19 protein-coding genes are annotated in these 24,385 nt (G+C 48.6%); 9 read left to right on the forward strand and 10 right to left on the reverse strand.

The genetic code is table 11. The annotated features are described in order from the left end of the window. Positions 1–284 precede the first annotated feature (284 nt). Entirely contained in the window at positions 285–692 is a 408-nt protein-coding gene (locus EHO61_RS07045) for a helix-turn-helix domain-containing protein (protein WP_135766508.1), read from the forward strand. A 141-nt stretch (positions 693–833) separates the two neighbouring features. On the opposite strand, the gene clpB is transcribed toward EHO61_RS07045, so the two are convergent. Then, entirely contained in the window at positions 834–3,413 is a 2,580-nt protein-coding gene (clpB, locus tag EHO61_RS07050) for an ATP-dependent chaperone ClpB (RefSeq protein WP_135812923.1), read from the reverse strand. 239 nt (positions 3,414–3,652) lie between these two features. Between clpB and EHO61_RS07055 the strand changes: the two genes are divergently transcribed. Genes EHO61_RS07055 through EHO61_RS07065 form a run of 3 tightly spaced genes read left to right on the forward strand, consistent with a single transcriptional unit; the run spans position 3,653 to position 8,361 of the window. Continuing rightward, positions 3,653–5,467, forward strand: coding sequence for a sodium-dependent transporter (locus EHO61_RS07055; protein ID WP_135812924.1), 1,815 nt, complete (start codon positions 3,653–3,655; stop codon positions 5,465–5,467). A gap of 9 nt (positions 5,468–5,476) precedes the next feature. Further along, positions 5,477–7,474, forward strand: coding sequence for an ATP-dependent DNA helicase (locus tag EHO61_RS07060; protein ID WP_135812925.1), 1,998 nt, complete (start codon positions 5,477–5,479; stop codon positions 7,472–7,474). Further along, positions 7,471–8,361, forward strand: a complete 891-nt coding sequence (locus tag EHO61_RS07065) for a hypothetical protein (protein WP_135812926.1) — start codon at positions 7,471–7,473, stop codon at positions 8,359–8,361. The genes EHO61_RS07060 and EHO61_RS07065 overlap by 4 nt, the downstream gene beginning before the upstream one ends. Here the strand turns inward: EHO61_RS07065 and EHO61_RS07070 are convergent. Then, positions 8,333–9,124, reverse strand: a complete 792-nt coding sequence (locus EHO61_RS07070) for a tetratricopeptide repeat protein (RefSeq protein ID WP_135812927.1) — start codon at positions 9,122–9,124, stop codon at positions 8,333–8,335. The genes EHO61_RS07065 and EHO61_RS07070 overlap by 29 nt on opposite strands. Positions 9,125–9,216: 92 nt before the next feature. Continuing rightward, complete coding sequence (gene asnS, locus EHO61_RS07075; RefSeq protein WP_135812928.1) at positions 9,217–10,524, reverse strand: asparagine--tRNA ligase; 1,308 nt, start codon at positions 10,522–10,524, stop codon at positions 9,217–9,219. 81 nt (positions 10,525–10,605) lie between these two features. Here asnS and folD point away from each other — a divergent pair, with 81 nt between their 5' ends. The 5 genes from folD to EHO61_RS07100 all read left to right on the forward strand — a co-directional run bounded on the left by folD (position 10,606) and on the right by EHO61_RS07100 (position 15,824). Next, a complete protein-coding gene (gene folD, locus EHO61_RS07080) occupies positions 10,606–11,460 on the forward strand; it encodes a bifunctional methylenetetrahydrofolate dehydrogenase/methenyltetrahydrofolate cyclohydrolase FolD (protein WP_135812929.1) in 855 nt (284 codons plus the stop codon). Between the two features lie 16 nt (positions 11,461–11,476). Further along, positions 11,477–12,442 carry an acetylxylan esterase gene (locus EHO61_RS07085; protein WP_135812930.1) on the forward strand — a complete coding sequence of 322 codons (966 nt, stop codon included), beginning with the start codon at positions 11,477–11,479 and terminating at the stop codon, positions 12,440–12,442. Continuing rightward, positions 12,439–13,851 (forward strand): cysteine--tRNA ligase, encoded by a 1,413-nt coding sequence (cysS, locus tag EHO61_RS07090; protein ID WP_135812931.1) that lies wholly within the window; start codon positions 12,439–12,441, stop codon positions 13,849–13,851. Before EHO61_RS07085 ends, cysS begins: the two co-directional genes overlap by 4 nt. Further along, the gene (rlmB, locus tag EHO61_RS07095) at positions 13,836–14,594 is read left to right on the forward strand and encodes a 23S rRNA (guanosine(2251)-2'-O)-methyltransferase RlmB (protein ID WP_210415315.1); all 759 of its coding nucleotides are present in this window, start codon (positions 13,836–13,838) and stop codon (positions 14,592–14,594) included. Before cysS ends, rlmB begins: the two co-directional genes overlap by 16 nt. Positions 14,595–14,684: 90 nt before the next feature. Beyond that, positions 14,685–15,824, forward strand: coding sequence for an esterase/lipase family protein (locus EHO61_RS07100; protein WP_135812933.1), 1,140 nt, complete (start codon positions 14,685–14,687; stop codon positions 15,822–15,824). Positions 15,825–15,856: 32 nt separating this feature from the next. Here the strand turns inward: EHO61_RS07100 and hisF are convergent, their stop codons facing one another. From hisF to EHO61_RS07135, 7 genes are read right to left on the reverse strand one after another with little or no spacing between them, the layout of a single operon-like run. Continuing rightward, entirely contained in the window at positions 15,857–16,624 is a 768-nt protein-coding gene (hisF, locus tag EHO61_RS07105) for an imidazole glycerol phosphate synthase subunit HisF (protein WP_135812934.1), read from the reverse strand. After that, the gene (gene gatA / locus EHO61_RS07110) at positions 16,621–18,084 is read right to left on the reverse strand and encodes an Asp-tRNA(Asn)/Glu-tRNA(Gln) amidotransferase subunit GatA (protein ID WP_135812935.1); all 1,464 of its coding nucleotides are present in this window, start codon (positions 18,082–18,084) and stop codon (positions 16,621–16,623) included. Before gatA ends, hisF begins: the two co-directional genes overlap by 4 nt. Beyond that, positions 18,081–18,371 (reverse strand): Asp-tRNA(Asn)/Glu-tRNA(Gln) amidotransferase subunit GatC, encoded by a 291-nt coding sequence (gene gatC, locus EHO61_RS07115; protein WP_135812936.1) that lies wholly within the window; start codon positions 18,369–18,371, stop codon positions 18,081–18,083. Before gatC ends, gatA begins: the two co-directional genes overlap by 4 nt. Positions 18,372–18,403: 32 nt before the next feature. Next, the gene (locus EHO61_RS07120) at positions 18,404–19,819 is read right to left on the reverse strand and encodes an undecaprenyl-phosphate glucose phosphotransferase (RefSeq protein ID WP_135812937.1); all 1,416 of its coding nucleotides are present in this window, start codon (positions 19,817–19,819) and stop codon (positions 18,404–18,406) included. A 3-nt stretch (positions 19,820–19,822) separates the two neighbouring features. After that, entirely contained in the window at positions 19,823–22,759 is a 2,937-nt protein-coding gene (locus EHO61_RS07125) for an LPS-assembly protein LptD (RefSeq protein ID WP_135813129.1), read from the reverse strand. A gap of 40 nt (positions 22,760–22,799) precedes the next feature. Beyond that, positions 22,800–23,636, reverse strand: coding sequence for an undecaprenyl-diphosphate phosphatase (locus EHO61_RS07130; RefSeq protein WP_135812938.1), 837 nt, complete (start codon positions 23,634–23,636; stop codon positions 22,800–22,802). A 27-nt stretch (positions 23,637–23,663) separates the two neighbouring features. Then, positions 23,664–24,359 (reverse strand): lipoprotein LipL31, encoded by a 696-nt coding sequence (locus tag EHO61_RS07135; protein ID WP_135812939.1) that lies wholly within the window; start codon positions 24,357–24,359, stop codon positions 23,664–23,666. Positions 24,360–24,385: the final 26 nt, after the last annotated feature.

A 24,385-nucleotide genomic window follows, 5' to 3' on the forward strand; every position in this document is an offset into this window, starting at 1 on the left:
GCTATTTCGTCTTACTTTCTTCCTAACCCTTGGGGTTTAATTCCGAACCTCTTTCCGTATAGGAATCGGACCTTCTAAAGAAACTTTTAAAATCAATCGATTTCCTGCCATACCTAGGTCGTTTGTGCCAAGCTCTTCCTTTTTTGTTGAGAATTTCTTAAAATTGGAAAAAAATTGTATCCTAAAGGTTCTAAGGGAACGTACTGGAAATTTATTCTTGAGCCTAGATAGGACACGGATAAAACGGTAATAAAGAGGGGAAAAAGATGAATAACCACATCTACATGCTCCGCAAAAAACGGGGTATCAAACAATACGATATGGCAAGGGCTTTGGGAGTTTCCCCTAGCTACCTCTCCAAGATCGAAACGGGAAGCCAGGCACCCACTGAGAAATTCAGACAAGCCTGTGCAAAATATTTGAAAACCACACTTGAGAAATTATTCAACGAGAACCCGGTCGAAGACGTTTATCCCGAATTCAGCCAAGGTCTCACCAACAAACTCTGGGCAAAACGCAGAGAGTTGGGAATCAAACAATACGATATGGCAAAGAAATTAAAGGTTTCGACTCCCTTTCTTTCCAAAGTGGAATTAGGATTACTAGAACCTCCAGAGGAATTCAAAAATATGGCCTCTAAGGTCTTAAAAATGAAAAAGGAAGAACTATTTCTACATAAAGTAGAATTCTGATATTTCCAAACGGGGGGCGCTTGCCTCCCGTAGAGAAAAACCCATTTACGTTTTGTCCCTTCCCCTTTTGACAAAATCGAACGGTAACCCCGGCTTTTCACCGGGGTTTTTTATTTTAGAATGGAAAGCTCAGGCCCGACTTTAAGCTTTCTTCACTTCTATCTTTCCTCCGTTGTAATCCGCTCGGACTTTTTGGCCGGCTTCGAAATCCCCTTTTAGAATGTAGGAACTCAAAGCATTCCCTACCTCCCTTTGGATCAATCTCTTCAGAGGTCTTGCACCGTATTCCGGATCGAAACCCGCATCGGCCACGTATTTCCTGAGTGCCGTCGTGTATTCCACGACAAGCCCGCTTTCCTTTGCCTTTTTAGCCATAAGGTCCAGTTGCAACTCGGAAATTTTGGAAATCATGGACTGATCCACGGACTTGAACAGGATCACTTCATCCAAACGGTTCAGGAACTCCGGTTTGAAATGTCGTTTCAACCTTTCGTCTACCAATCTCTCTTTTTCCTCCGCACTGTATTCGTAGGAGGACAAAACGTCGGAACCCAGATTGGAGGTGAGAATGATCACTGTGTTCTTGAAATCCACGCTCCGACCTTTGCTATCGGTCAACCTACCTTCGTCCAAAATTTGGAGGAATACGTTGAACACCTCGGGGTGAGCCTTTTCCACTTCGTCGAAGAGGATCACGGAATAGGGTCTTCTGCGGACGGCTTCCGTCAATTGCCCTCCTTCATCGTGCCCGATATAACCCGGCGGAGCCCCGATCAAACGCGCCACGGAATGGGCTTCCATGTACTCGCTCATATCGATCCGTAACATCGCATTCGCATCGTCGAATAGAAATTCCGAAAGCGCTTTGGCCGTCTCCGTTTTTCCCACTCCCGTCGGCCCCAAGAATAGAAAGGTTCCGATCGGACGATGAGGGTCGGAGATTCCCGCCCGGGACCTGCGTATGGCTTCGGACAAAAGAGAGATCGCGTGGTCCTGTCCGATCACCTTTGCGGTCAAAAATTCCTCCATCTGAAGTAGTTTCGCCTTTTCTCCCTGGAGCATTTTGGAAACGGGGATGCCGGTCCATCTCGAAACGATATTCGCGATGTCCTCCTCGTCTACCTCCTCTTTGAGTAGGCGACTGTCTCCCGAAATCTTTTTCAGTTCTTCGTTGGCCTTTTCCATCTGCTTGGACAATTCCACCAGTTTGCCGTAGCGAATTTCTGCGACCTGGTTGATTTCTCCCCTACGCTCCGCCTCCGCTTCCAACAGTTTGAAACGGTCGATTTGTTCCTTGATCTCCTTGATCTTGGAAATCTTGGATTTTTCCAGATCCCAACGAGCTTTTAAGATTCGGAAGGTCTCCTCTTGCTCCGCCAACTCCTGGACCAAATTTTGGGTCCTCTGCTTCGAGGCGGGATCCGTTTCCCTCTTCAGGGCCTCCCGCTCTATCTTCAAGGATTGGATCTTTTTGCTCAGACGATCCAATTCCTCAGGCATGGAATCCATCTCGATCCGCATTTTGGAACTTGCCTCGTCGATAAGATCCACCGCCTTATCCGGTAAAAAACGGTCCGCGATGTACCGATTGGAAAGCGTCGCGGCTGCAACCAACGCGGAATCCAAGATCTTAATTCCGTGGTGCAATTCGTACCTGTCCTTCAACCCTCTTAGGATGGTCACCGTTTCCTCCACACTAGGTTCCTTGACGTAAACGGGTTGGAAGCGCCTTTCCAGCGCGGCGTCTTTTTCGATGTACTTTTGGTATTCTTTAAGCGTGGTAGCCCCGATACAACGGAGTTCTCCTCGGGCCAACATAGGTTTCAACATATTGGAAGCGTCCATCGCTCCTTCGGTGGCTCCCGCTCCCACAAGCGTATGAATTTCATCAATGAAAAGAATGATATTCCCTTCGCTCTGTTTCACTTCGTCCAAAGTTGCCTTCAACCTCTCTTCGAACTCTCCTCTGTATTTCGCACCGGCGATCATGGCGCCCAGGTCCAGAGCGTAGAGAATCTTATTCTTGATTCCCTCCGGAACCTCGCCTTGGATGATTTTGTTGGCCAGTCCTTCTACGATCGCGGTCTTTCCCACTCCCGGTTCTCCGATCAGAACGGGATTGTTTTTGGTCCTGCGGGTCAAAACCTGAATCGTACGCCGGATCTCCTCGTCCCTTCCGATGACGGGATCCAGCTTGCCTTTCTTTGCCAGCTCATTTAAATTTTTCGCATACTTTTTCAGAGCATCGGCCTTGTTTTCGGGTGAATCGTCCATGATAGGTTGTCCTTTCCTTAAGTCTAAAACGACCTTGAGTAATTTTGCGTAATCCAATCCAAGCGTTTGGAATTCCAGACGAAGGGGTGAAATCCCGGATTTTAAAAAGGAGAGAAGAACGTGATCAGTACTCAAATAATCGTCCTTCATCTCTTTGCGGAGAGAGTCCGAATTTTGGAGCAAAGAAATCGCCTCTCTGGAAAAGCCCCGTTCCGTTCCACCTTCCACTTTGGGAAGTTTTTGCAGAAAGGCTTCCGTCCTTCTACGGAACTCCTCTAAAGGCAGTCCCAACCGCGAGAACAAAGGCGGAGCGAATCCGTCTCCTTGGGAAAATATTGCCGAGAGGATATGTTCCTCTTTGATTTCGGGATGGCGAAACCGTTCCGCGGAAGACTGCGCTTCCGAAAGCGCCTCGTTCAGCTTTAAAGTGATCTTATCCAATTTCATTTTTTCTTCCTAATCGCTTCTCAATCGGTCTCCGACTCAAGCACCATTTAGACCTCCCAAATTCATAAAAAGTCTAATTTTTCTGCCAGTTAGTCAGAGACTTTTTTCCCTTTTTATGTCCCCTCTTTTTCCGTTTCCGGATTGGAAATCCTTTTGACAAATCTCCTTCCTCTTATGCGATTATGGTTCATCTCACTTTCCTGGCAGATTTCTGACCGGGACCCCGGCGGAAAAGAAGAATGTCGAATGAACCTCCTAAGGAGAGTTGGAAATCTCGCACTGGATTGATTTTAACCGTAGCCTCAGGAGCCATCGGTTTGGGGAATTTTCTTCGCTTTCCGGGACAGGCGGTCCAAAACGGAGGCGGGGCGTTTTTGCTCCCTTACATCATCAGCTTTATCCTAGTCGGAATTCCGGTATGTATCACGGAATGGGTCATGGGAAGAATGGGCGGGGAACAAGGCCATAGCGCACCGAATCTATTTCGCTCCTATCTTTCCGGGATTCCGCTCCGCTTAGTGGGCGCTATCGGGATTACGATTCCGTTATTGATTTATATCTATTACGTTTTTGTGGAAGCCTGGTGTTTGGCGTACGCATTCGACTTTTTGACGGGCCAGATCCACTTGACCTCCCAAGGATCGGAGCGATCGGAAGTCATTACTACCGCAACGGAACATTTCCGGAATCTAGTAGGTGCCAAGGAAAACGGAGCCGCCATCGCCGGAAAAATCTTCTACGCAACTCTGGCCTGCTTTTTGATGAATTTCATTTTGGTCTTCCGAGGCATTTCGAAAGGAATCGAAGTCTTTGCAAAGATCGCAGTGCCTTTGATGTTACTCTGTTCCGGAATCGTTCTCGTCCGCGTACTTACTCTGGACGGAATACAGATCGGTCTGGGAAAAATGTGGAATCCGGACTGGAAGTCCTTAGGAGAAGCCAAGGTATGGATCTCCGCGGCAGGGCAGATCTTTTTTACCCTTTCCGCCGGATTCGGAATCGCTCTCGTCTTTTCCAGTTACTTGAAAAAGGAAAACGACGTGGTCCTCTCTTCTCTTTCCGCCGCGTCATTAAACGAATTCGTGGAGGTCGCCTTCGGCGGAATGATCACCATTCCGGTCGCTTTCCTTTTCTTAGGCGCGACGGTAACCTCCTTCGGTACGTTCGGAATGGGTTTTATCGCCCTGCCCTCCGTCTTTGCTCTCATGCCTGGCGGACAATTCTTCGGAGCGCTTTGGTTCTTCGTTCTTTTCTTGGCGGCCTTGACCTCTTCGGTGACCATGCTCCAACCTTGGACCGTATTTCTGGAAGAGTCCTTTCATCTGCGTCGACGCACCTCCAGTTTTCTCCTTTTCTTACTTAGCTTTTCCCTTTCCTTTCCTATTCTATATTTCAATAAGGATTTTAACGCTCTTGACCAAGCGGACTTCTGGATCGGAACCGTATTGATCTACATCCTGGCTACGATACAAATCCTGATCTTCGGCTGGATCATAGGAGCGAAGCATGGTTTGGAAGAAGGATACAGAGGTTCCCATATCAAACTTCCCCATTCCTTTTGGTGGATCATCAAATATGTGACCCCTACGTTTCTGCTCCTAGTCTTCGGGGTCTTTTTGTACCAAAACCTGGAATCCTATATCAACAAGATGAGCGTGGATTGGATGGTGGCGCACGCGGCTCCGGGAACGCCTCCCGAGGAAGCGAGATTACAAGCCCTTGTTTCCCGATTCGTGTTTTTGACGATTCTTTGCGTATTCGCCTTTTTCTATTTTCTGGTACATATCAGCTTGAAAGGAAAAGAAGAAGCGGTCATCCAAAAACGAAACGGAGAAAAATACGTTTTACCCGGAGTCTTGGTCGGATTCTGTCTAATCCTAGTGATCGCGTACAATTTCTTTCCGTACCGTAACGGAGGAAATGCGCCCACCCTTTCCTTTCCGGTAACGGAATTGAGTTGGGAAGGAATCCTGACCATGGGTCTTTCTCTCGGTCTGGTCATTCTACTTTCGGCGTACTGTATCATAAAGTTGTTCCAGACAAGGGAACAGTAAGGATTTCATTTGGAAACCGTAGCGGAACAATTCTCCAAACTTTCCAGAATCTGGCCGGAATTCGAGTCCAGACCGGGCCAAATCCAGATGGCCGAAGCTGTGGAAAGCGCTTTCCGGGAAGCCAAACACTTGATCGTGGAAGCGGGAACCGGAGTAGGAAAATCCCTAGCATACCTAATCCCCGCCGCTCTATCCGCCCTGGAGAACCAAAAAACTGTGGTCATTTCCACGGAAACCAAGGCTCTCCAAGACCAGCTCGTCCGGAAAGACATCCCTCTCGTTTCAGAAATCCTAGGCCAGGAAATCCGTGCGGAAATCGCGATGGGAGCCTCAAACTACGTGTGCAAGAGGAAACTGGGAAACGTTCTCACGCAAGGAACCTTCGGTCCGGAAATGCTGGACCATCTGGAGTTCTTCAAGAATTGGACTTCCAAAACCGAGAGCGGAAGAAGACAGGAATACGACGGTTTTTCTTCATTCGATTTTTGGAATAAGGTTACCCGGGAAGCGGATTCCTGTTTAGGAAGAAATTGCCCGAACTTTTCCCATTCCTTTTACTTTTTGGAAAGAGCCAAATGGCAGAAGGCCCAGATCCTGATTGTCAACCACCACCTGCTCGCGGCACATATCGCTTCCGATTTTAACATTCTTCCTGAATTCGCCAAACTGGTGATAGACGAGGCCCATCATTTTCCGGAAACCTTGGGGTCGGCGTTTCGTATCGAGTTGTCTTCCGGCGAAATCCAAAAGTTGCTCCAACAAGTCTGGAATTCCCAAAAGAAATCCGGATTAGCAGTGCGCCTCGGTTCCCCTAGGATCAACGACCTTACGACACAAGCAGGAGAAAAGCTATTTCATTGCTTCAACTCCATTGCCGGCGAACTTCCTTTGAATTTCTACGGCTCCCAAAGAATCCGTAAGGTATTGAAAATGGACGGAGGTGCCTTCGAATCCTTGTTGGATTCCTTGGAACAGACCCTTCTCCAGGAAGGAAAGAAATACAGCAAAGAAAGCGAAGAGTTGGAGGAAAAGGAAATCGCCCTGGAAATCGAAATGCTAGCCAAGCGGATCGGAGAAGTAGCGGAAGGACTGCATTTGTTTCGCACCATGGACGCAGGCGAGCGGGTGTATTGGGCGGATCCGCCGAACCAAAAAACGAAAGAAATCTACCCTAAACTCCTGACCCAGCCGTTGGAATCGGAAAGCATCCTAAGGGAAGTCCTGGAACCTAGGACGGAAAGCATCATATTCACCTCGGCCACCCTAGCCACGAATCGTGGGGATTTAAAATACTTCAGCCGGAGAATAGGGGATCTTTCCTCCAAATCCAGGATCGTTCCTTCTCCATTCCCGTACGAAAAACATTCCTTACTCTTTCTTCCGAAAGACGTAAGGGACGCTTCGGAAAATCCGGAGGGGAATTCCGCGGATCTTTCCCGTTATATTCTCAAATTGATCGAACTGACCCAAGGAAACACGTTCGTACTCTTCACCTCCAATCGTTCTTTAAACGAAATATTAGAGACAGTACGGCCGTTGTCCCGGTTTCCGATTTTTTCCCAAATCGAACTTGGATCCGAACCGGCTAAAAACGCGTTTCTTTCCACGGAAAATTCCGTTCTCTTCGGTGTGTCCACGTTTTGGCAGGGAGTGGATATCCGAGGAGACAAGCTTAGGTCCGTGATTTTGACCAAACTTCCCTTCCAACCGCCCAACGATCCGGTTCTGGAAGCCAGGAGCGAAAAATGGAAGGAGCAAGGTGGGAATCCTTTCCGAGATCTCCAGCTTCCCTACGCTACCACGATCTTGAAGCAAGGTTTCGGTAGATTGATCCGATCGGAGAGAGACACCGGGATCGTGAGCCTGCTGGACTCCAGGATTTGGACGAAATCCTACGGAAAGGATCTGATCTCCGCTCTTCCGCCCGCAAAACGGATCCCGTCCTGGGACGAATTGAAATCGGAATATTCAAAATTACCGAAATATGCGACAGGTGCTTTGAAATGAATCCGAGGAAAATTCCCGCTCTAGTTTTTGCATTTTCGACTCTGACGTTATGGTCCTTCCTTCCTCCTCTTTCCGCCTGGGAATCTTCCGACAAAACGGATACGATCACGGATTGGAAAAACGGAGAGATCCGCAAAACTGTGGAAAGACAGCTTCCGCGGATCGTCTTTCATCCGGATGATCCGGAGTACAATCGGGAAGGAACCGCTAAAAATCTCACCGAAGCCAGAAATATCGCCAAAGAAGCGTTACGCGAGGACCTGAAGAAATACCTCTTTCGGGGAATGGAAAACCTAAGATTGGATTCGAACCAATTATTGAAGGAAAAAATCGGCAAAGACGAGACGTTCCGCGAAATCTTCCAGGAATTGTATGAAAAGGATCCTATAGAAATCGAAAATCGGTACAGGGAAAATCGCCTGATCGCCACCGGAATCCTTCCCCTCAAAGGTGCGAAAGGAATCTATTCCCATCTACTTCTTCCCTACTCCTCGGAGTCGTTTCCCGAATTTCATCCGGCCCTTCTCTCTACGGATTCCTATACGGGACTCATCGTGGACGCCAGACATTTACCCGTAGAGCCGGCACTTTTCCCCGAAATACGCAACGAGGACGGGGTGACCTTGTATTCTCCTCTTTTCCTGAAAAAAGGAACCGTGACGAATAACGGTTTTGCGATCTATCTTTCCGATCCGAAAGAAGCGATGACACGGGGGATTTCCGGTGACAAACCGTACCTGACGACAGCCTTGTCCGTTTCCGGAAAGTATCCCGTGGATCTGGTGATTTCGAACGAAGACGGAGAAAGGATCCTTGCCTCTCCCAAAACGAGAGAGGCATTGCGGAAAGGGAAAGTGGTTATTTTACTTGCGAAACAAGGGAAGTAAAGACTTCCTCCGCTTTCTTATAGGATTGGGAAAAAAGATAGGCATACCCTAGATCCAAAAGTTCCTTTTCGGAAAGCTGTTTCTTCCTTTTTTCGTATTTCGGAATGTTTCGGATCATAGGCTCGTATTCGGTTACCTTATCCTCGTAACTCGGAATTTCTCCGGCGCCCGGAAGTTTTTCCAGAATTTCCTTAGCCTCTTCGAACTTTCCCAAATGAACGAGACAAAGCCCCAGAGCCGCCAAAACATCCCGGTCTTCCCGGAGAACAAGGCTGTTTCTTTTAAAAGATTCGAGCGCTTCTCCGAAACGACGCATATGGTACAAGGAAAAGAATTCCAATCCCGCAAAGAAATCGTCTTGAAAGAGAGTCTTGTAGATCTGGATCAGATCCAAAGCGAACTTGTAATTGCCGGCTTCTTCGCAAGTCCTGATTCCCGTCTTTAGAATGGAATAGGAAATCGGAGAGGAGGAGGCTTTGAAATATTCGTGAAACAGAATCGCAGCTTCTCTCGGTCTTCCGTTGGACCTATGGAGATACGCTCCGAGAAGCGGGGTCAATACCGTCTTTCCTTCCAACGGGAAATTATTCGCGGTATCGGCACCCGTTTCGAACTGGCTGATCGCACTTAAGTGATGGATAAAAACGTTAGTGGGGTGCCGTTCTGCGGCCAGGGAAACTTCCTCGTATGCCCCGGTTTCGAAAAGTTCCCACACGGATTCTTCCAAAGATACGGAATGGGAAATCGCTGAACTCTTGGCCATAGTGATACTATCCTCTATTCCTGGTATCGGAGAGGATTTCGATTTTCAGCGTTTTTTTTTCGAAAGAAAAACCGTTTCCGAAGGGAAGATATTTAAGGATAGAGTCTTTCCATCATCCGAGGGAACGGAATACATTCGCGGATATGCGAAAGGCCGCAAATCCAGGCGATCAACCTTTCCGATCCCAGCCCGAATCCGGAATGCGGAACGGAGCCGTACTTACGCAATTCCAAATACCATTCGTACGACTCCACGGGCAGTTTTTCCTCTTCCAATCTTTTTATAATATTGGAATAATTTTCCTCCCGTTCGGAACCTCCGATGATTTCCCCCACTCCGTCGGGGGCGATGAGATCCGCGTTTAAGACCGTGCGAGGATCCTCCGGATTCACTTTCATATAAAACGCCTTGGCTTCCCTAGGATATTTTTGTATAAAGACCGGTCCTCCGTATTTTCGGGCCAACATCTGTTCCCTTTCCGAATTGATATCGTCTCCCCACACGATGTCTTCCTTTTCCGATCGCAGAAATTCCAGCGCATCCTTGTAATCGATCTTAGGAAACGGTCTTTCCATATATTCCAATAGAGGCCCCGGATCCCGTTCCAACACTTTCAGTTCCGGAAGACAAGCCTGCACAGTTTGCTTTACGACGGTCTTGATAAAGTCTTCCTGCAATTCCATGTTTTGCTCGTGGGAAACGAAGGCGCTCTCCGCTTCCAACATCCAAAACTCCGTTAGGTGTCTCCTGGTTTTGCTTTTTTCCGCGCGAAAGGTAGGACCGAAACAATATACCCTATTGTGCGCGAAGATGGCCGTCTCCAGATAAAGCTGGCCCGTTTGCGCCAAGTACGCGTTCCCTAAATCGAAGTACTCCGTGGAAAAAAGGGTCCCCGCGGATTCCCCTATGGATCCGGTCAATATGGGAGTATCGATCAAGGTGAATTTGCGTTCGTGAAAATAGTTCCGGATGGAGAAAGACAACTCGTCCCTCACTCTCAAAATGGCAAGTTGACGACTGGATCGCAACCAAAGATGACGTTGGGATAATAGGAAATCTATTCCGTGGTCTTTCGGAGTAATGGGATAATTTTCCGACTCTCCGATCTTCCGAAAAGATTCCAAAATCAATTCGTATCCGATCGGAGATTTTTCGTTCTCTACCAGCTTTCCTGTCACGGACAGGGAAGTTTCCTGCTTAAGATGTTTGATTTCGGAAAAGGTCTCTTCCGCCAGAAGTTCCTTTTCCGCGAGGACTTGCAGAATTCTCCCCGAATTCCTAAGGCTTAGAAATTGCCTAGCGTTCGAGCCCCTGATCCCGTGGACCCAGCCCTGGATCGTCACGAGCTGTCCCCGGTATTCTGAAAGTTCGTTTAAGGAAATCGTTTTGGGTTCGGACATGGATCGTATTTTAGCTCCGAGGCAGGACTGAAAAGGATTATTTTGGAATGACATTCAAGGACGAAAGGAAATCCTGATTCTATGGATCCCAGGCTGTTAGACGGCAAAAAACTCTCCCAGAAAATCAAAGATTCGATCGCTGAGGAAATCCGACAGATGGTAGCGGCAGGGAAAAAACCCCCGAAGTTAGCGACCATTCTCGTAGGGAATAATCCGGCTTCCGAAACCTACGTCAGTATGAAAGTAAAAGCCTGTCATTCCGTGGGAATGCTTTCCGAAAAAATCGAACTGCCGGAATCCACGACCACCGAGGAACTTTTGAAAGTCATCGACCGGTTGAACGCGGATCCGAACACACACGGAATCCTATTGCAGCACCCTTGCCCCCACCAAATCGACGAACGCGCAGCCTTCGATCGGATCTCCTTACAAAAGGACGTGGACGGAGTGACCACCCTTTCTTTCGGGAAACTTTCTATGGGAGTGGAGACATTTCTCCCCTGTACCCCCTACGGTATGATCCTTTTATTACGGGAATACGGAATCTCTCCGGAAGGAAAACAGGCAGCCGTGGTCGGAAGATCGCCGATCTTAGGAAAACCGATGGCTATGCTCCTAACGGAAATGAACGCCACAGTCACACTTTGTCATTCTAAAACGAAAGGTTTAGAAGAGATCGTCCGTAACGCCGACATCGTCGTAGGCGCCGTGGGCAAACCTGAATTCGTAAAAGCTTCCTGGATCAAACCGGGTGCGGTCCTACTCGATGCGGGATACAATCCCGGAAACGTAGGGGATATAGAGATTTCCAAAGCCAAAGAAATTTCCTCCTACTACACTCCGGTACCGGGCGGAGTCGGTCCCATGACGATAGCGGTCCTGCTCCTTCAGACTTTGTATTCCGCAAAAGATCACTTTACACCCCCGTTAAAGTGAAAACGATGTATCCCTAATGGCTATCAGTTTCGACGAATGCTTCCAGACTTACCCTACTCTTCAGCCTCCGGCGGATCTGGACGAATTTTGGACGGAAGCGATTCGGGAACTCAAAGGTTTTCCGGTCAAAAACCAGACCAAGGCCTTGTTAAAAGGAACCATACTCAAAGAAACCATTTACGATATTTCCTTCCAATCCTACGGAAACGCTACTTTGACGGGAAGCTTGGTCATTCCGCGGAAACGGGGAGACCTTCCCGTATTGGTGTACTTTCATGATTACGCCAAAGATCGTCCCCAGATCATCAAAGGATTGACGGAGGCGGGAATCGCGCAAATGATCCTGGACCTGAGAGGTCACGGGGCCCAACTCATTCGCCCCGTATTGAAGGAAGGGGAACTCCCCGATCCGGACTGGACTCCCGGTTATTTCCGCAAAGGTCTGGAGGCGAAAGAATCGTTTTTCCTAAAAGCGATGTACCTGGACGTCATCCGAACCATAGAGTTTTTGAGGTTAACGGACGGGATCGACGGGGAAAAAATCGTTCTCGCAGGAAAGGGCTTAGGTGCCGCCATGTCCCTCTTCGGAGCGGCGCATTCCAATCGGGTAAAAGGAATCATCCTGGAAACGCCTAACTTCTGTTATATCGAGGATGCCCAACTGAAATTGGGAACGAATTGGACCAAGGAAGTGTCCGAACAGTTGGCGGCTTCGAAATCCAAGAAGACGGTTTTGCGTAAAAATCTTTCCTACTTCGATACCTTGAATTTTTCCAAAAAGATCAAGGTTCCTACGTTAGTCTCCGTCGGAATGGAGGACAGGGTCTCCCATCCGAAGTCCGTCTTTGCACTTTTCAATCATATACAAGGCGATAAAAGAATGCAAGTGTATCCGACGGAAGGCAACGAGGCGGGCGTTGCGGGAGACAAACAAAATCTTGCAAATCTGGAATTCGCCAAAGAAATCCTGATTTCCGAATGAGAGAAGTTCGCTTCCATAACACTCTTACCGGGAAGAAAGAACCTTTCTTGCCCGAAGACAAAAATAAGGTCCGGATCTATTCCTGCGGCCCTACGGTCTATAACTTCGCACATATAGGAAACCTACGCGCCTTTTTATTCGTGGATTTGTTACGTCGTTCCTTACGTGCGTTAGGATTCGGCGCCGAGATGACCATGAACATCACGGACATAGACGACAAGATCATTCGAGAATCCATCTCTTCCGGACAAAACATCCAGGAATTCACTCGTCCTTGGACGGAGGCGTTCTTTCAGGACTTGGAAACCGTGGGAATCCAAAGGCTGGAACACTATCCGAAGGCGACGGATTCCGTCCCCGAGATGGTGGAGATCATTCATCTTTTGCAGAAAAGGGGTCTGGTCTACGAAAAGGAAGGAAGTCTCTACTATTCTATTTCGAAATTTTCGGAATACGGCAAGCTTTCCCATATCGACTCGACAGGAATGAAGACCGGCACCAGGTACGACACCGACGAGTACGAAAAAGACGACGTGCGCGATTTCGTCTTATGGAAATCCCCGAAGCTGGAAGGGGAAGCATTCTGGGATACGGATCTCGGCAAAGGTAGACCGGGATGGCATCTGGAATGTTCCGCGATGATCCGTAAAATCTACGGTTCCGGGATAGACATTCACACGGGAGGTGTAGATCTCACCTTCCCTCATCATGAAAACGAAATCGCACAGAGTGAAGGCGCGTATCCGGACGAGCCTTTCGTAAAGTACTGGCTCCATTCGGAACACCTGCTCGTGAACGGCGAAAAGATGTCCAAATCCAAAGGAAATTTTTTTACCCTCAGAGACCTTCTGCAAAAGGGAGCCGATCCGAAAGCGCTTCGCTTTCTACTTTTAGGAGCGCATTACAGGAGCAAATTGAATTTTACCTTCGATCGTCTGGAAGAAGCGAACCAAGCCGTCCAGCGTTTGCAGACTTGCCTCGATCGTTTGCTAACGGAGAAAGAGACGCCGAGTTTCTCGTTCCGGGACGCCTCCCCGATTCCGACCCGGGAACTTTGGGAGCAAATGCTGGATTCTTTGGCGGACGACCTGAACGTTTCTAAATTTCTGGCCTGCGTGTATGAAGCGGTAAAATCTTTGAATCAAAGATTGGACAAACGGGCATTAACGGCTCCGCAGGCGGAAGAGGCCGTGGAATTCTTCCGCAAAGCCGACGGAATACTCGGAATCCTGGAATTCGAGCGGAAACCGGAAACCTTGGACTCCGAGATAGACGAACTCGTACAAAGAAGACAGGAAGCCAGAAAGAACAAGGACTTTGCCCTTTCCGACCAAATTAGAGATAGGCTAAACGAACTGGGAATCGTAGTGGAAGACACGAAAGACGGATTGAGGTGGAGAAGAAAGTGAGTCGATCGGATTTTATATACGGTAAGAGGAATATCTCCGAAAACCTGATCCGACATCTAGAGTTCGGATCCGAACTTTCTTTCCAGGAAGTCTGGGTAAAAGCGAACCCTAACCAGGAATTACGAGAAATCCTGAAACGCCTTCCGAAACACGTCAAAGTCAACGAAGTCTCGTTAAGCAAATTGGACCAACTCGTTCCGGGTTGCAACCACCAGGGAATCATCGCCCAAAGGATTCTATTTCACAGCGGAGATAAAAAGTCCTTCGAAGAACATTTGAAATCCTGTAAGGGGCCGATCCTGATTCCTGACCGGATCCAAGACCCCGGCAACTTGGGAAACATACTTAGGACGGCCGAATGTTTCGGAGTGGAGACCGTCTTGATCCCGGATCGAGAATCTTCCGGAATCACACCTGTGGTGGAAAAAACCGCCTCCGGAGCCCTGGCCTACTTGCAAGTGTTTCGCGTAGGGAACCTAGCCCAACTTCTGGACAAATTAAAGAAACGGAATTTTTGGGTAGTATCGACCGCCGACCAAGGAAGCGAAGATTGGTCCAAGGTTCCGGCATGGGAGGACCTGGTCATCCTGATGGGAAACGAAGGGGACGGAGTCAAAAGGATCCTTCTGGATAAATCCGATTTCGTTTTAAGGATCCCTCTTCACGGTCATATTTCCTCTCTGAATGTAACAGTGGCGACCGGTATCGTCTTGGACAGACTCAAGAATCGCCCTCTTCCGTAATCCGTTCGTCATCGGAACCCTCTTTTTTCTACCCCGTCCTCCCGTTTTTACTGCTTGCGAAAGTTCTACGAATCGTGCGACTCTTAAGAAATGTTCGGACACCTCTCCTACGGGATCTGGCTTATCCTGTTCATTTCGATCGGCTTTTTTTCCTGCAACGTGCACGATTTAAAAGCCAAGTTAACGCCCCATCATCACGAATCGGCCACGGACAAACTGATCAATTATATCCTTTTCGAATATTATACGGAAACGAACCACGCATTGTATCGTTACGTCAATATACTAAGTCCGGTACCGGCCACCAAGTCCCAGATCAACGCGGATTTTTTCGGCGATCCTTCCGTCGGACAGGTTTCTGGAAAAACGAAACTGATCTTCATTCACGGTTGGGATTTTACGGAACGGAACACGGATCCGCCTACCGACAAATACACGAAAGTGACGAAACTTCTCGGCACTTGGAACCAGGCCTTGGAATTCGCCGACAACAACGTGTCCAATGTATATTCTAATTATGAAATATACGTTTTCACTTATAGAACCTCCGATTACGTCGCCAATAACGGAAGAAGATTCATCGATACTCTGAATACGTATTTTGCCACGGCGGACAAGGTAATCATCCTGGCGCACTCCATGGGCGGCTTAGTATCCAGGGCGGCCCTTTACCATCCCAACAACACGAAGGATGTCATAGACAATATCGTCAGCCTAGGAACTCCTTACTACGGATCCCCCTTTGCCTCTCCTCAATACCAGAATAACGATCTTTCCTCGATAGGAAGTATCGTAGGATTCGTCACTGGCACTCCTGGCGGAAAGGATTTAGGTTATACGAACGGCGGCACTTTAGGTTCGAATCCGCTTCCTGGCCAAACGATTTCAGGGTCCTACAATCCTTATCTGGAAAGTCTACTGGGGCAGACCTTCAGGGACTCCAAGGTGTCCGTTTACTACGGAGACTTGGCCGGATCCTGCTCGGGGCACGATGTGATTTATGCCAGCGGTTGCCTCGTACTGAATTCGACCAGCCCTCAGTTTCCGAACACGGACGGAATCGTGTCCGCCTATTCCGGCCAACTCTACGGCAATCCGGTGGCAGGGAGATTCTCGCAGTCGGCGTTCGATCATTCCCAGATGTCTTTCCGAAATCCGGCCAACCCTTCCAGTACTGCCGCCGTCCAATCTTTCTTTTCCACCGTGATCACTTACACCAACGGTCTCTAAAAAAACGGAAGGACGAAAATCGGGATGCGGGCTCAAAGCCTGACTTTGATCCCCATTTCCCTCATATTCTTTTTGGTTTCCTGAATGGTGTATTCCCCGAAATGGAAAATGGACGCTGCGAGAACCGCGTCCGCTTTTCCCCTCAGTATGGCTTCCACCATATGCTCCGGATTTCCCGCCCCACCGCTGGCAATAACAGGTATTTCTAAATTAGAAGAAAATGATTTTAAAAGGCCGATATCGAATCCTTTCTTAGTCCCATCGCGATCCATGGAAGTTAGCAGGATTTCTCCGGCGCCTCTTTCCTGGGCTTCCCTGCCCCAATCGAGCGCATCCCTACCCGTTTCCGTGCGTCCCCCGTGGAGAAACACCTCGTATCTATCCCTTTCCTTGTGGAATTTCACGTCGACGGCACAAACGATGCATTGCGACCCGTAAATTTCTGCGGAAGCCGTAAGTAATTCCGGATGCTGGTATGCGGCAGTATTGATGGAAACCTTATCCGCTCCTTTTTCCAAGACCGCCCTTACATCCTCCAAAGTTCGGATTCCCCCACCCACGGTAAACGGGATAAAAATGCGTTCGGCGACCGCTTCCACAAGATGAATCAGAATATCCCTCTTGTCGCTGGATGCGGTAATGTCCAAGAAGCAGAGTTCGTCCGCGAGATTGGCCTCGTACGCGACCGCGGACTCGACCGGATCTCCGGCGTCCACTAAATTCACGAAATTAACACCTTTGACGACGCGCCCGTCCTTGATATCCAGACAGGGAATGATTCGAGCCGTCAATTCGCTCATCGGATCGTATCCGGTAAGTCGATCTTAGGATCGATCCGCGAGGAGAGAGATTGCACAAACGAGAATATTTTCCCTTCTTCCAGCACCGGTCCCGTCACTTGCAACCCGATCGGAAGCCCTTGGGAGTCCTTTCCGATCGGAAGAGACATGGCGGGAACTCCCGCCAAATTCACGGACGTGGTCAGTATATCCGCCTTATACATCTGGATCGGATCCGAGGTTTTTTCTCCGATTTTAAACGCCGTGGTGGGAGAAGTCGGCTGTAATACCAAATCCACTTTGGAGAAATATCCTTCGTATTCTTTTCGGATGAGCACCCTCGCCTTCTGGGCTCTCCCGTAGTAAGCGTCGTAATACCCCGCAGAGAGAGAAAACGTACCTAATAATATTCTTCTTTTGACTTCGGGTCCGAAACCTTCACTGCGGCTGGACACGTACAAATCTTCCAATTTTCCCGCGAGATCCTTTCTGGACCCGAAACGAATACCGTCAAAGCGGGAAAGGTTCGAGGAACATTCCGCGGTCGCAATGATGTAATAGATCGGAATCGCAGAACCCAATTTCGAAAAATCCAATTCGACCAGCTCGGCCCCTTCCGCCTTTAATTTCTCCAGAACTTCGGAGTATGCTTTTGCCACTTCCGGGGAGATTTCGGAAGTCATTTTCATGACTCCCAACTTCAAACCCTGAATCTTCACGGATTGCTGCTTGGAAGGATCGTACGGGGAAATATTCCTGGAACTAGCGTCTCTCGGGTCCTTTCCGGAGATCACGGAATACACATCCACGACTCCCTGCAAATCCTTGGACAGAGGTCCGATTTGGTCCAAACTAGACGCGTACGCCACCAACCCGTATCTGGAAACGGTTCCGTACGTGGGTTTCAGTCCGTAGATCCCGCATAGGGAGGCTGGCTGGCGAATGGATCCGCCGGTATCCGATCCCAAGGCGACCGGAACCATAGAAGCGGCAACGGCAGCGGCGGATCCTCCGGAGGAACCTCCCGGAATCCGAGTCGTATCGAAGGGATTCGTAGTGATTTGGTAAGCCGAATTTTCGGTGGAAGATCCCATAGCGAATTCGTCCATGTTCGTTCTTGGAAATAGCACGAACCCTTTTTCCAAGAGCCGTTCCACCACGGTCGCGTTGAAGGGAGAACGGTAATTCTCCAGAATGCGGGAAGCGCAAGTGGTCAGCATGTTCGCCACGCAGATATTATCCTTGATCCCGATCGGAATGCCGTCGAACTCGGAGAGAGGCTTTCCGTTTTTTCTCCTTTCCGTACTTTCGGATGCGGCTTTGAGTACGAACTCTTTTTCGTAGGAAAGAAAGGCCTTTATTTTCGGATCGACCGCCTCGATTCTTTCCCAAAGGGATTCCGCCAATTCCGTCGGAGTAAATTCCCCCGAATTAAGTCCGCTTTTTACCTGAGAATAATCCAATTTCCAGAGGGTTTTCATGTCTCGATCACCTTCGGTACGACGAAATAGCCGTTTTGAAAGCTAGGGGCAAAGGATTCGATCTCTTGGCGGGTCAACCCGTATTCGATCTTGTCATGGCGCACCGAATTTCCCAAGTCCGGATACAGATCGTCCTCCGTGATGGAACTCACGTCCAGTTCCTTGATCGTATCCACATAATTTAGTATTTTATTAAAATCTTGGAGAAACGGTCCGACCTCTTCGGAGCGTATCCTAAGTTTAGCCAGGTCTGCGATCTTTTTCAGGGATTCTTCGTTTAAGTTCACGAGTTCGTTTTCTCCTTTTTCCCGGATCCTTATCAATAGGCGTTTTTATCCATCAACCCCATAAAAGGAGTAAGAAGAATGATCTTAATGTCCAGCCATAAGGACCAATTTTCGATATAATAGATATCCACCGCTATCCTTTCCTCGATCGAGGTGTCTCCCCTAAGTCCTTTCACCTGAGCTAATCCGGTGATTCCGGCCTTAACGGCGTGTCTCCTCATATAATGCCTATGATCGCTCTTGAACTTTTCCACGAAGTGAGGGCGTTCCGGCCGGGGACCCACGACGGACATATCCCCTAAGAGCACGTTAAAAAACTGCGGGGTTTCGTCAAGGGAGGTCTTTCTCATGATTTTCCCGATTTTCGTGACTCTTGGGTCGTTTTGGACGGTCCAAGTCGTTTCGGATCGGGATTTTTCCTGGACGACCATGCTTCTGAATTTGATCATCCGGAAGCTCTTATTGTCCAAGCCCACCCTCTCCTGCATGTAAAAGACGGGGCCTTCGGAGGTCAATTTAACGAGAATCGCTAAAACAAGATAAAACGGGGAGAAGAATAGGATAAAAGCCAGAGAGAAAAGGATATCGAAACTTCTCTTGATGAATCGATTGTATCCCAAACGAATCGGAATATTCCGGATGCTGATAACCGGCAACCCGTCCATTTCATCCACCCGCCCTTTAGCGGTGATGAACTCCTGGAATCCGGGAATCACCTTCAGATCGATTCCTTCGGTGTCGCAGGAATCCAAAACGTCCTGTAGATATTCCCCTTCCTCATTGTTCAACGCGTAGACGACCAGGTCCGGTTTGACTTCCTGCAGGACTTTTTCGATTCTTTCGGCCTTTCCCAATACCTTCATCTCTTTTCGAAGAGGCTTCGTATTCTTACCGGAAACGTACCCCACGATCTGATAGCCGTAGATTTGGTGACGGAGAACGGAGTCCGCAAAACGACCGGCGGTTTGCCTAACTCCGATCACGAGTACTCTACGCAAATTGTATCCCTTACTCCGAAGATACCTTAGGATCTGCCTGGTCAAAAAATGGAGTATGCTGGTCGAAAAAATATTCGTACCGGCGAATGCAAGGATGAAGGTCCGGGAAAACCTTTCGCTCCCCAAATCTCCGCGGAAAAAGAAAAGTAGCGAAAGAACCAAAAGAAGGTTCAGAAACACCCCGCCGAAGATCACCAAAAATTCGTCGGCAAACGAAAGACCTCGTCTCGGATGATACAGGTCCACCGAAAGAAAGACCAATACTTGCGATAAGGAAAGTAGAAAAGAAAGTATCGCGTAACTTTCCGTATCCACGTAAGACCGATCGACTCCGCTCGGATCGAGGAGGTGGAACCTCAGAAAGAAAGCGAACAAGCAGCTTCCTAAGGAAAAGATCACATCCAGGAACACGAACAAAAGTTTAAAAGTCTGACTCCTCTCTTTAAGCATTTGTCACTCCGAATCCACTCCATCTAGAGCCCCGGCCCGCAAAGGACGCTTTTTGAATCGATAAATACGCATTCTTGTCAACTGAGAGGTATCTTCCGTCCCGATGGTCAGGTCCGTCAAGGAAACCGAAAAGAATATGGACTGGTCGTAAAAGGTCACCTGGCTGGCTCCGGTGGTCCCGCCCGGAACCGAGCGTAAATCGCTGCTCAAACCCAATTTTAAATTCATGGTATGTAGATTGTATTTGATCACACCCATGACCCGGTTGATGTTCAGAGCCGTGCTCCTTTGAGCCTGGGTTCCGTTGACTCCCGTTCCGTTGGCGAAATCCTGCCAAATGTTGGTGGAATTCATATTCATAGAAGTAAAAGGCGCCGTAGGATCCTTATCCACGATATACCTTTGGTAATAATAGCTGTCGGTCTGGTTGGTATATCTCCACGGTTCCGTCACCCTGGAATCCAATTCCGCCTCGAACCCGAGTTCCCTCGTGATGTCCACGCTGGCCTTTAGGAAAAAACGATAACTATCTATCATAGAAGCGTAATAGACATGATACCAGGTTCCTCCCGCTTCGAATTCGCGGATATAGCGTAAAAACGGCAAACGGAAACCTCCTAACTTATAGGAGACCGTCAGGTTATTGGAAAGAGGACGATGCAGAGGAGTATGATAAACGAAGTCGTTGTTGAAAAAGATTCCGGTATAAAAACTTCTTTTCCTTTCGAGCAGACTTCTTCTCCTGCGACTGAATCCGTCCAGGAAATCTATGTAACCTGCAAATCGAAAAACGGTATAGTACCAACGATCTTGGCTTGTCGGCTGAGGCTCGTACTGAGAGGAAAAATTCCTGAGGTCACGCATCGTTTTCAGGGAAATTTCGAAATTCTCCAAAGCGTAGCTTTCCAGGGAAAGTTCCAATTCGTGTTGTCGATTCTTCATGAGGACCGGATCCTGCAGATCCGGTTTTTCCGCTTCCACCTTCCTGTATGTCGCATTAAAGAATAGAACGGGCGCTCCTATCCTCAGGTTCGTATTCGTACGGAAGTATTGGTAACTATCCCTCGCGAGACTTCTTTCCAAGGCGGTAAACGTGGTTTGGGAATTCTGGCTATTGGACGGAATCGCCGCCGATTGTTTTTTGGCCCCGTAATACAACGTAGGAGAGAGGGAAATATAACTTCCGAAATTCATCGAAGTCCTAAAGCCGGTCTCTCCCTGCAGGAAGGTCTGGGTTCGCAGTAGGTTTTCCTTATAGTTTCCGTTGGGATCCTGGTAGTTTCCGTCCAAGGTGGGAATCTGCAGAGTCTGACGGACCGGCGCCCCGTAAAAACGCAGGAGAGAACTGGTAAGGTACGTATCCCAGTAAACCGGGGTATCGAAGTAAGGGAGCCGGGTCAGCTCCGAATTGTTCTTGATCGTTACCGAAGGCAGAACGTCCACCGTCGGAAAATATCCGGACTTGTTCTGCGGACTCAGAATATAAAAGAGCATATTCCGTTTCATGTTCACGTTTACGGAAAGATCCCCGCGGTTCTCCGTGTAATCCGCCTTCCATTCCAAGTTATTCCTGACATACCCGAAACGAACGTCCCTATACGTGTACAAGGACTGCAAACTGTTGCTAGGCTGGTATCTGTTTCCGTACTCGTATTCGAAGAGTCGGTTGGTATAGTTCTCGTATTGGATCGCGAAGTTCCTGGTTACGTCCTTTTCCGTGTTATTCGTTTTGGAGTTCAGGAAGATTCTCGCCTTCCTCCAAGGTTCGCTTTGCTGCCCTATGTTCGGATAGCCGAGCCAATTCGTGCCCTTGTCCACCTCGTTTGTCACCGCAGTGGTGGCAAGGCTGAATCTATCCTGAAAAGCCGAAGTAATCTGGTAATCCTTATGGTTGGCATATCCTAAATCGATTAAGTAGTTTAGAGCCCCGCTCTGTTTCCACATCTCGAGCTGTACGGCTTGTCCCGTCTTTTCATAATAATCCGCCCGGAGTTTGTATCCCATAGGTGCAAGAAAGTTGGTGGGTAGAGCGGACCACTGGTAGGAGTTCTGCATGAACAACCCTTGCGTGTTGTTCTTTCCCATTTGTGTGATCCATCCGTTGCCCAAGTTATTGGTATAGAAAGCCGGAAGCCAAAAGACGGTTCTATCCCCGATCTTAAACTGCACATTGGTGGCGAATGCGGTTTGGTCCTCGTACAGAATTACTTTCCTGACTTCGAAGGAATAATGGGGCTTTTCCGCATTGCATCCGGTAAAATACCCCATCTCGAGTAGATAACGTTTATCGTCTAGTTTCTTGAATTTTTCCCCGAAAAAGTATGCCGGGGCCATGCTCCCCTTGGTTTTATAGACGACCCCTTTATCCAATTTATAATCGTAAATGAATTTGTCGCCTTCCACTTTGGCTCGGCCGTCCTCGAAACGGATTCCGCCTTCCGCGTAGATTTCCTGCCTCTCCGAATCCACGGAGATCGTTTCCGCCTCCAAGTGTCCGCTTCTCAATTTTAATCTGACCCTTCCGCGTAAAACAAGAACTCCTCCTTTGGTTTTATCCACCCGGAGGAGCTCTCCTTCCGCCGCGTTTTCGATCACGATGGGCGGGTCCTTCTTGGGAGCCTGAGGAATCTGAAGGTTCTCCGGAGCGGAGAGATCCTTTTCCTCCAAAAAGGCTTTCAACCTTTGTCGCTTCGTATAAATCGATCCTTCCCGAACCAGACCCAGGTTTTCCAGTTGTTCGTCGACCTCTCTTTCGGTAAGGGACTCTATGGATCGGGAAAGCAATTTATTCCGGGTCTTTACCGCGGATTTGGAGGATTCGTCCTCCCCGCTGGCGGAAGAATCCGCGCCGCGAGGAGTGCGCGTGGGATCCGCTCCCTGGGCCCAGGTGACCGTCGGGATAAATAGCAGAAGTGCGAATGTGCGGATCCAGAGGCGCATTCCAATCAAGGCCACAATCTACGTTCCGGTCAGGTCTGCATCAATTTAATTTATAGAAGATCAAGACGGCCGAGCCCAACAGGATCCGGTATACCCCGAAGGTATCGAACGAGTGGGATTGGAGAAACCGAAGGAACCAGCGTATGACAAGAATGCAGAGTAAAAAGGAGGCCAAAAAACCGAATCCTAACACAGGCAAGGTGTCTCCGTTGAGAATATGCCTATGTTTGTAGAGTTTATAGACGCCTGCGCTTAACAAAACCGGAACCGCAAGAAAAAAGGAAAACTCGGCGGAATGACGGGCGTCCTTCTTCAAAAACCTTGCCGTCACGATTGTCGCCGCGGACCTGGACATTCCCGGAACCAAGGCGGCACACTGGAAAATTCCGATCAGAATCGCATCTTTCAGACGGATCGGTTCCGGATTGCTCTTCGGGGTATTTTTCCGAAACCAGGCTTCGGCCATGAGAATGAGAATCCCTCCCCCGACCCAGGCGGCGCCTAAAATCAACAAAAGGTCCTCCCTCGCTTTGATTTTGTCCAAAAATCCCTTTAGAAGAAACCCGACCGCAAGGATGGGCAGAGCCCCCACCAAAATCTGGGACACGAATAAGATACCGGTCGCATCCTTCTCTTTGCCGCGGACGTAATTCAGACTGAGAGTCAAATGATGTAAAAAGCGGTCTCGGTATAGAACGATCACGGAAAGAATCGCACCGCTCTGGATAAAGATATCGAATAGATCGTCGAATTCTCCTCCTTCCGCAAAAGGGAAAAAGGAGGAGAACAGGAACAAATGCCCGGTCGAGGAGACAGGTAGGAATTCCGTAACCGCCTCGATGACGCTTCGGAATAGGGCGTTTAGGAAAGATTCCAAACTAAGTACGTTTCGTCCTTCCGGAAATCATTTAGCCTCGGAGGATTCTTTTTTCTCCGTTTTGGCGGCTTCCGGAAATACGATATTTTTGCTTAAGTAGTTTTCCAAATCGAACTTTTCGTTGTGCTTGATCGTGACTCCTTCCTTGACCCTTTCCAATACTTTAGGATAGACTTCCATGGAACGACGACTTTTGATCTGCGCTCTCGCAAGCAAAAGACAACGATCGATCGGAAGAGTATTTACTTCCACATTCCGCTTTCTTAACTCGCCGCACTCCGTTTGCGCTTCTTCTTCCGAAATCTTTATCTTGGACTCCACTTGCTCGGCGATGTAGAGGTTGGAAATCAGCTGCATCTCTTGGAACTTTAAGATTTCCTTAATATCTGCCCTTTTGGTAAAACCGCTTTTGTCCGCTACCAGCTTGATCATCAGCATCTGACGATAACGATCGAAAAAGGTCTTTTTCTGAAATTCGTCGCGGAGAGGTCTCATCTGCTCGGGCACTTCCGCCGCGTCTTTCGTGATAAAATCTATGATGTTCTTTTTTTCTATGTTTTGAGTGCGACTTAGGGTATCGATCGCGGTTTCATAAGCGCTCTCGAAACTGCCGACGGTGATCTTGGTTCCGTCTATGGATTCGATCACAGGAGTACCGTCTCCGCATCCGATAAGTAAGGTATTGAGAAAGAAAATACTGAGCAAAGGAAGTATGCGTTTCATATAAGGAATTTCCTAAGCAAAAATTA

Origin of the sequence: Leptospira fluminis, from assembly GCF_004771275.1 — a bacterium.
Classification (GTDB): domain Bacteria; phylum Spirochaetota; class Leptospiria; order Leptospirales; family Leptospiraceae; genus Leptospira_B; species Leptospira_B fluminis.

Bases quoted from the DNA above. Each gene is read 5' to 3' on its own strand.
- EHO61_RS07045 (WP_135766508.1), top strand. From the start codon at position 285: ATGCTCCGCAAAAAACGGGGTATCAAACAATACGATATGGCAAGGGCT.
- clpB (WP_135812923.1), bottom strand. From the start codon at position 3,413: ATGAAATTGGATAAGATCACTTTAAAGCTGAACGAGGCGCTTTCGGAA.
- EHO61_RS07055 (WP_135812924.1), top strand. From the start codon at position 3,653: ATGTCGAATGAACCTCCTAAGGAGAGTTGGAAATCTCGCACTGGATTG.
- EHO61_RS07065 (WP_135812926.1), top strand. From the start codon at position 7,471: ATGAATCCGAGGAAAATTCCCGCTCTAGTTTTTGCATTTTCGACTCTG.
- EHO61_RS07070 (WP_135812927.1), bottom strand. From the start codon at position 9,124: ATGGCCAAGAGTTCAGCGATTTCCCATTCCGTATCTTTGGAAGAATCC.
- asnS (WP_135812928.1), bottom strand. From the start codon at position 10,524: ATGTCCGAACCCAAAACGATTTCCTTAAACGAACTTTCAGAATACCGG.
- folD (WP_135812929.1), top strand. From the start codon at position 10,606: ATGGATCCCAGGCTGTTAGACGGCAAAAAACTCTCCCAGAAAATCAAA.
- EHO61_RS07085 (WP_135812930.1), top strand. From the start codon at position 11,477: ATGGCTATCAGTTTCGACGAATGCTTCCAGACTTACCCTACTCTTCAG.
- cysS (WP_135812931.1), top strand. From the start codon at position 12,439: ATGAGAGAAGTTCGCTTCCATAACACTCTTACCGGGAAGAAAGAACCT.
- EHO61_RS07100 (WP_135812933.1), top strand. From the start codon at position 14,685: ATGTTCGGACACCTCTCCTACGGGATCTGGCTTATCCTGTTCATTTCG.
- hisF (WP_135812934.1), bottom strand. From the start codon at position 16,624: ATGAGCGAATTGACGGCTCGAATCATTCCCTGTCTGGATATCAAGGAC.
- gatA (WP_135812935.1), bottom strand. From the start codon at position 18,084: ATGAAAACCCTCTGGAAATTGGATTATTCTCAGGTAAAAAGCGGACTT.
- EHO61_RS07120 (WP_135812937.1), bottom strand. From the start codon at position 19,819: ATGCTTAAAGAGAGGAGTCAGACTTTTAAACTTTTGTTCGTGTTCCTG.
- EHO61_RS07125 (WP_135813129.1), bottom strand. From the start codon at position 22,759: ATGCGCCTCTGGATCCGCACATTCGCACTTCTGCTATTTATCCCGACG.
- EHO61_RS07135 (WP_135812939.1), bottom strand. From the start codon at position 24,359: ATGAAACGCATACTTCCTTTGCTCAGTATTTTCTTTCTCAATACCTTA.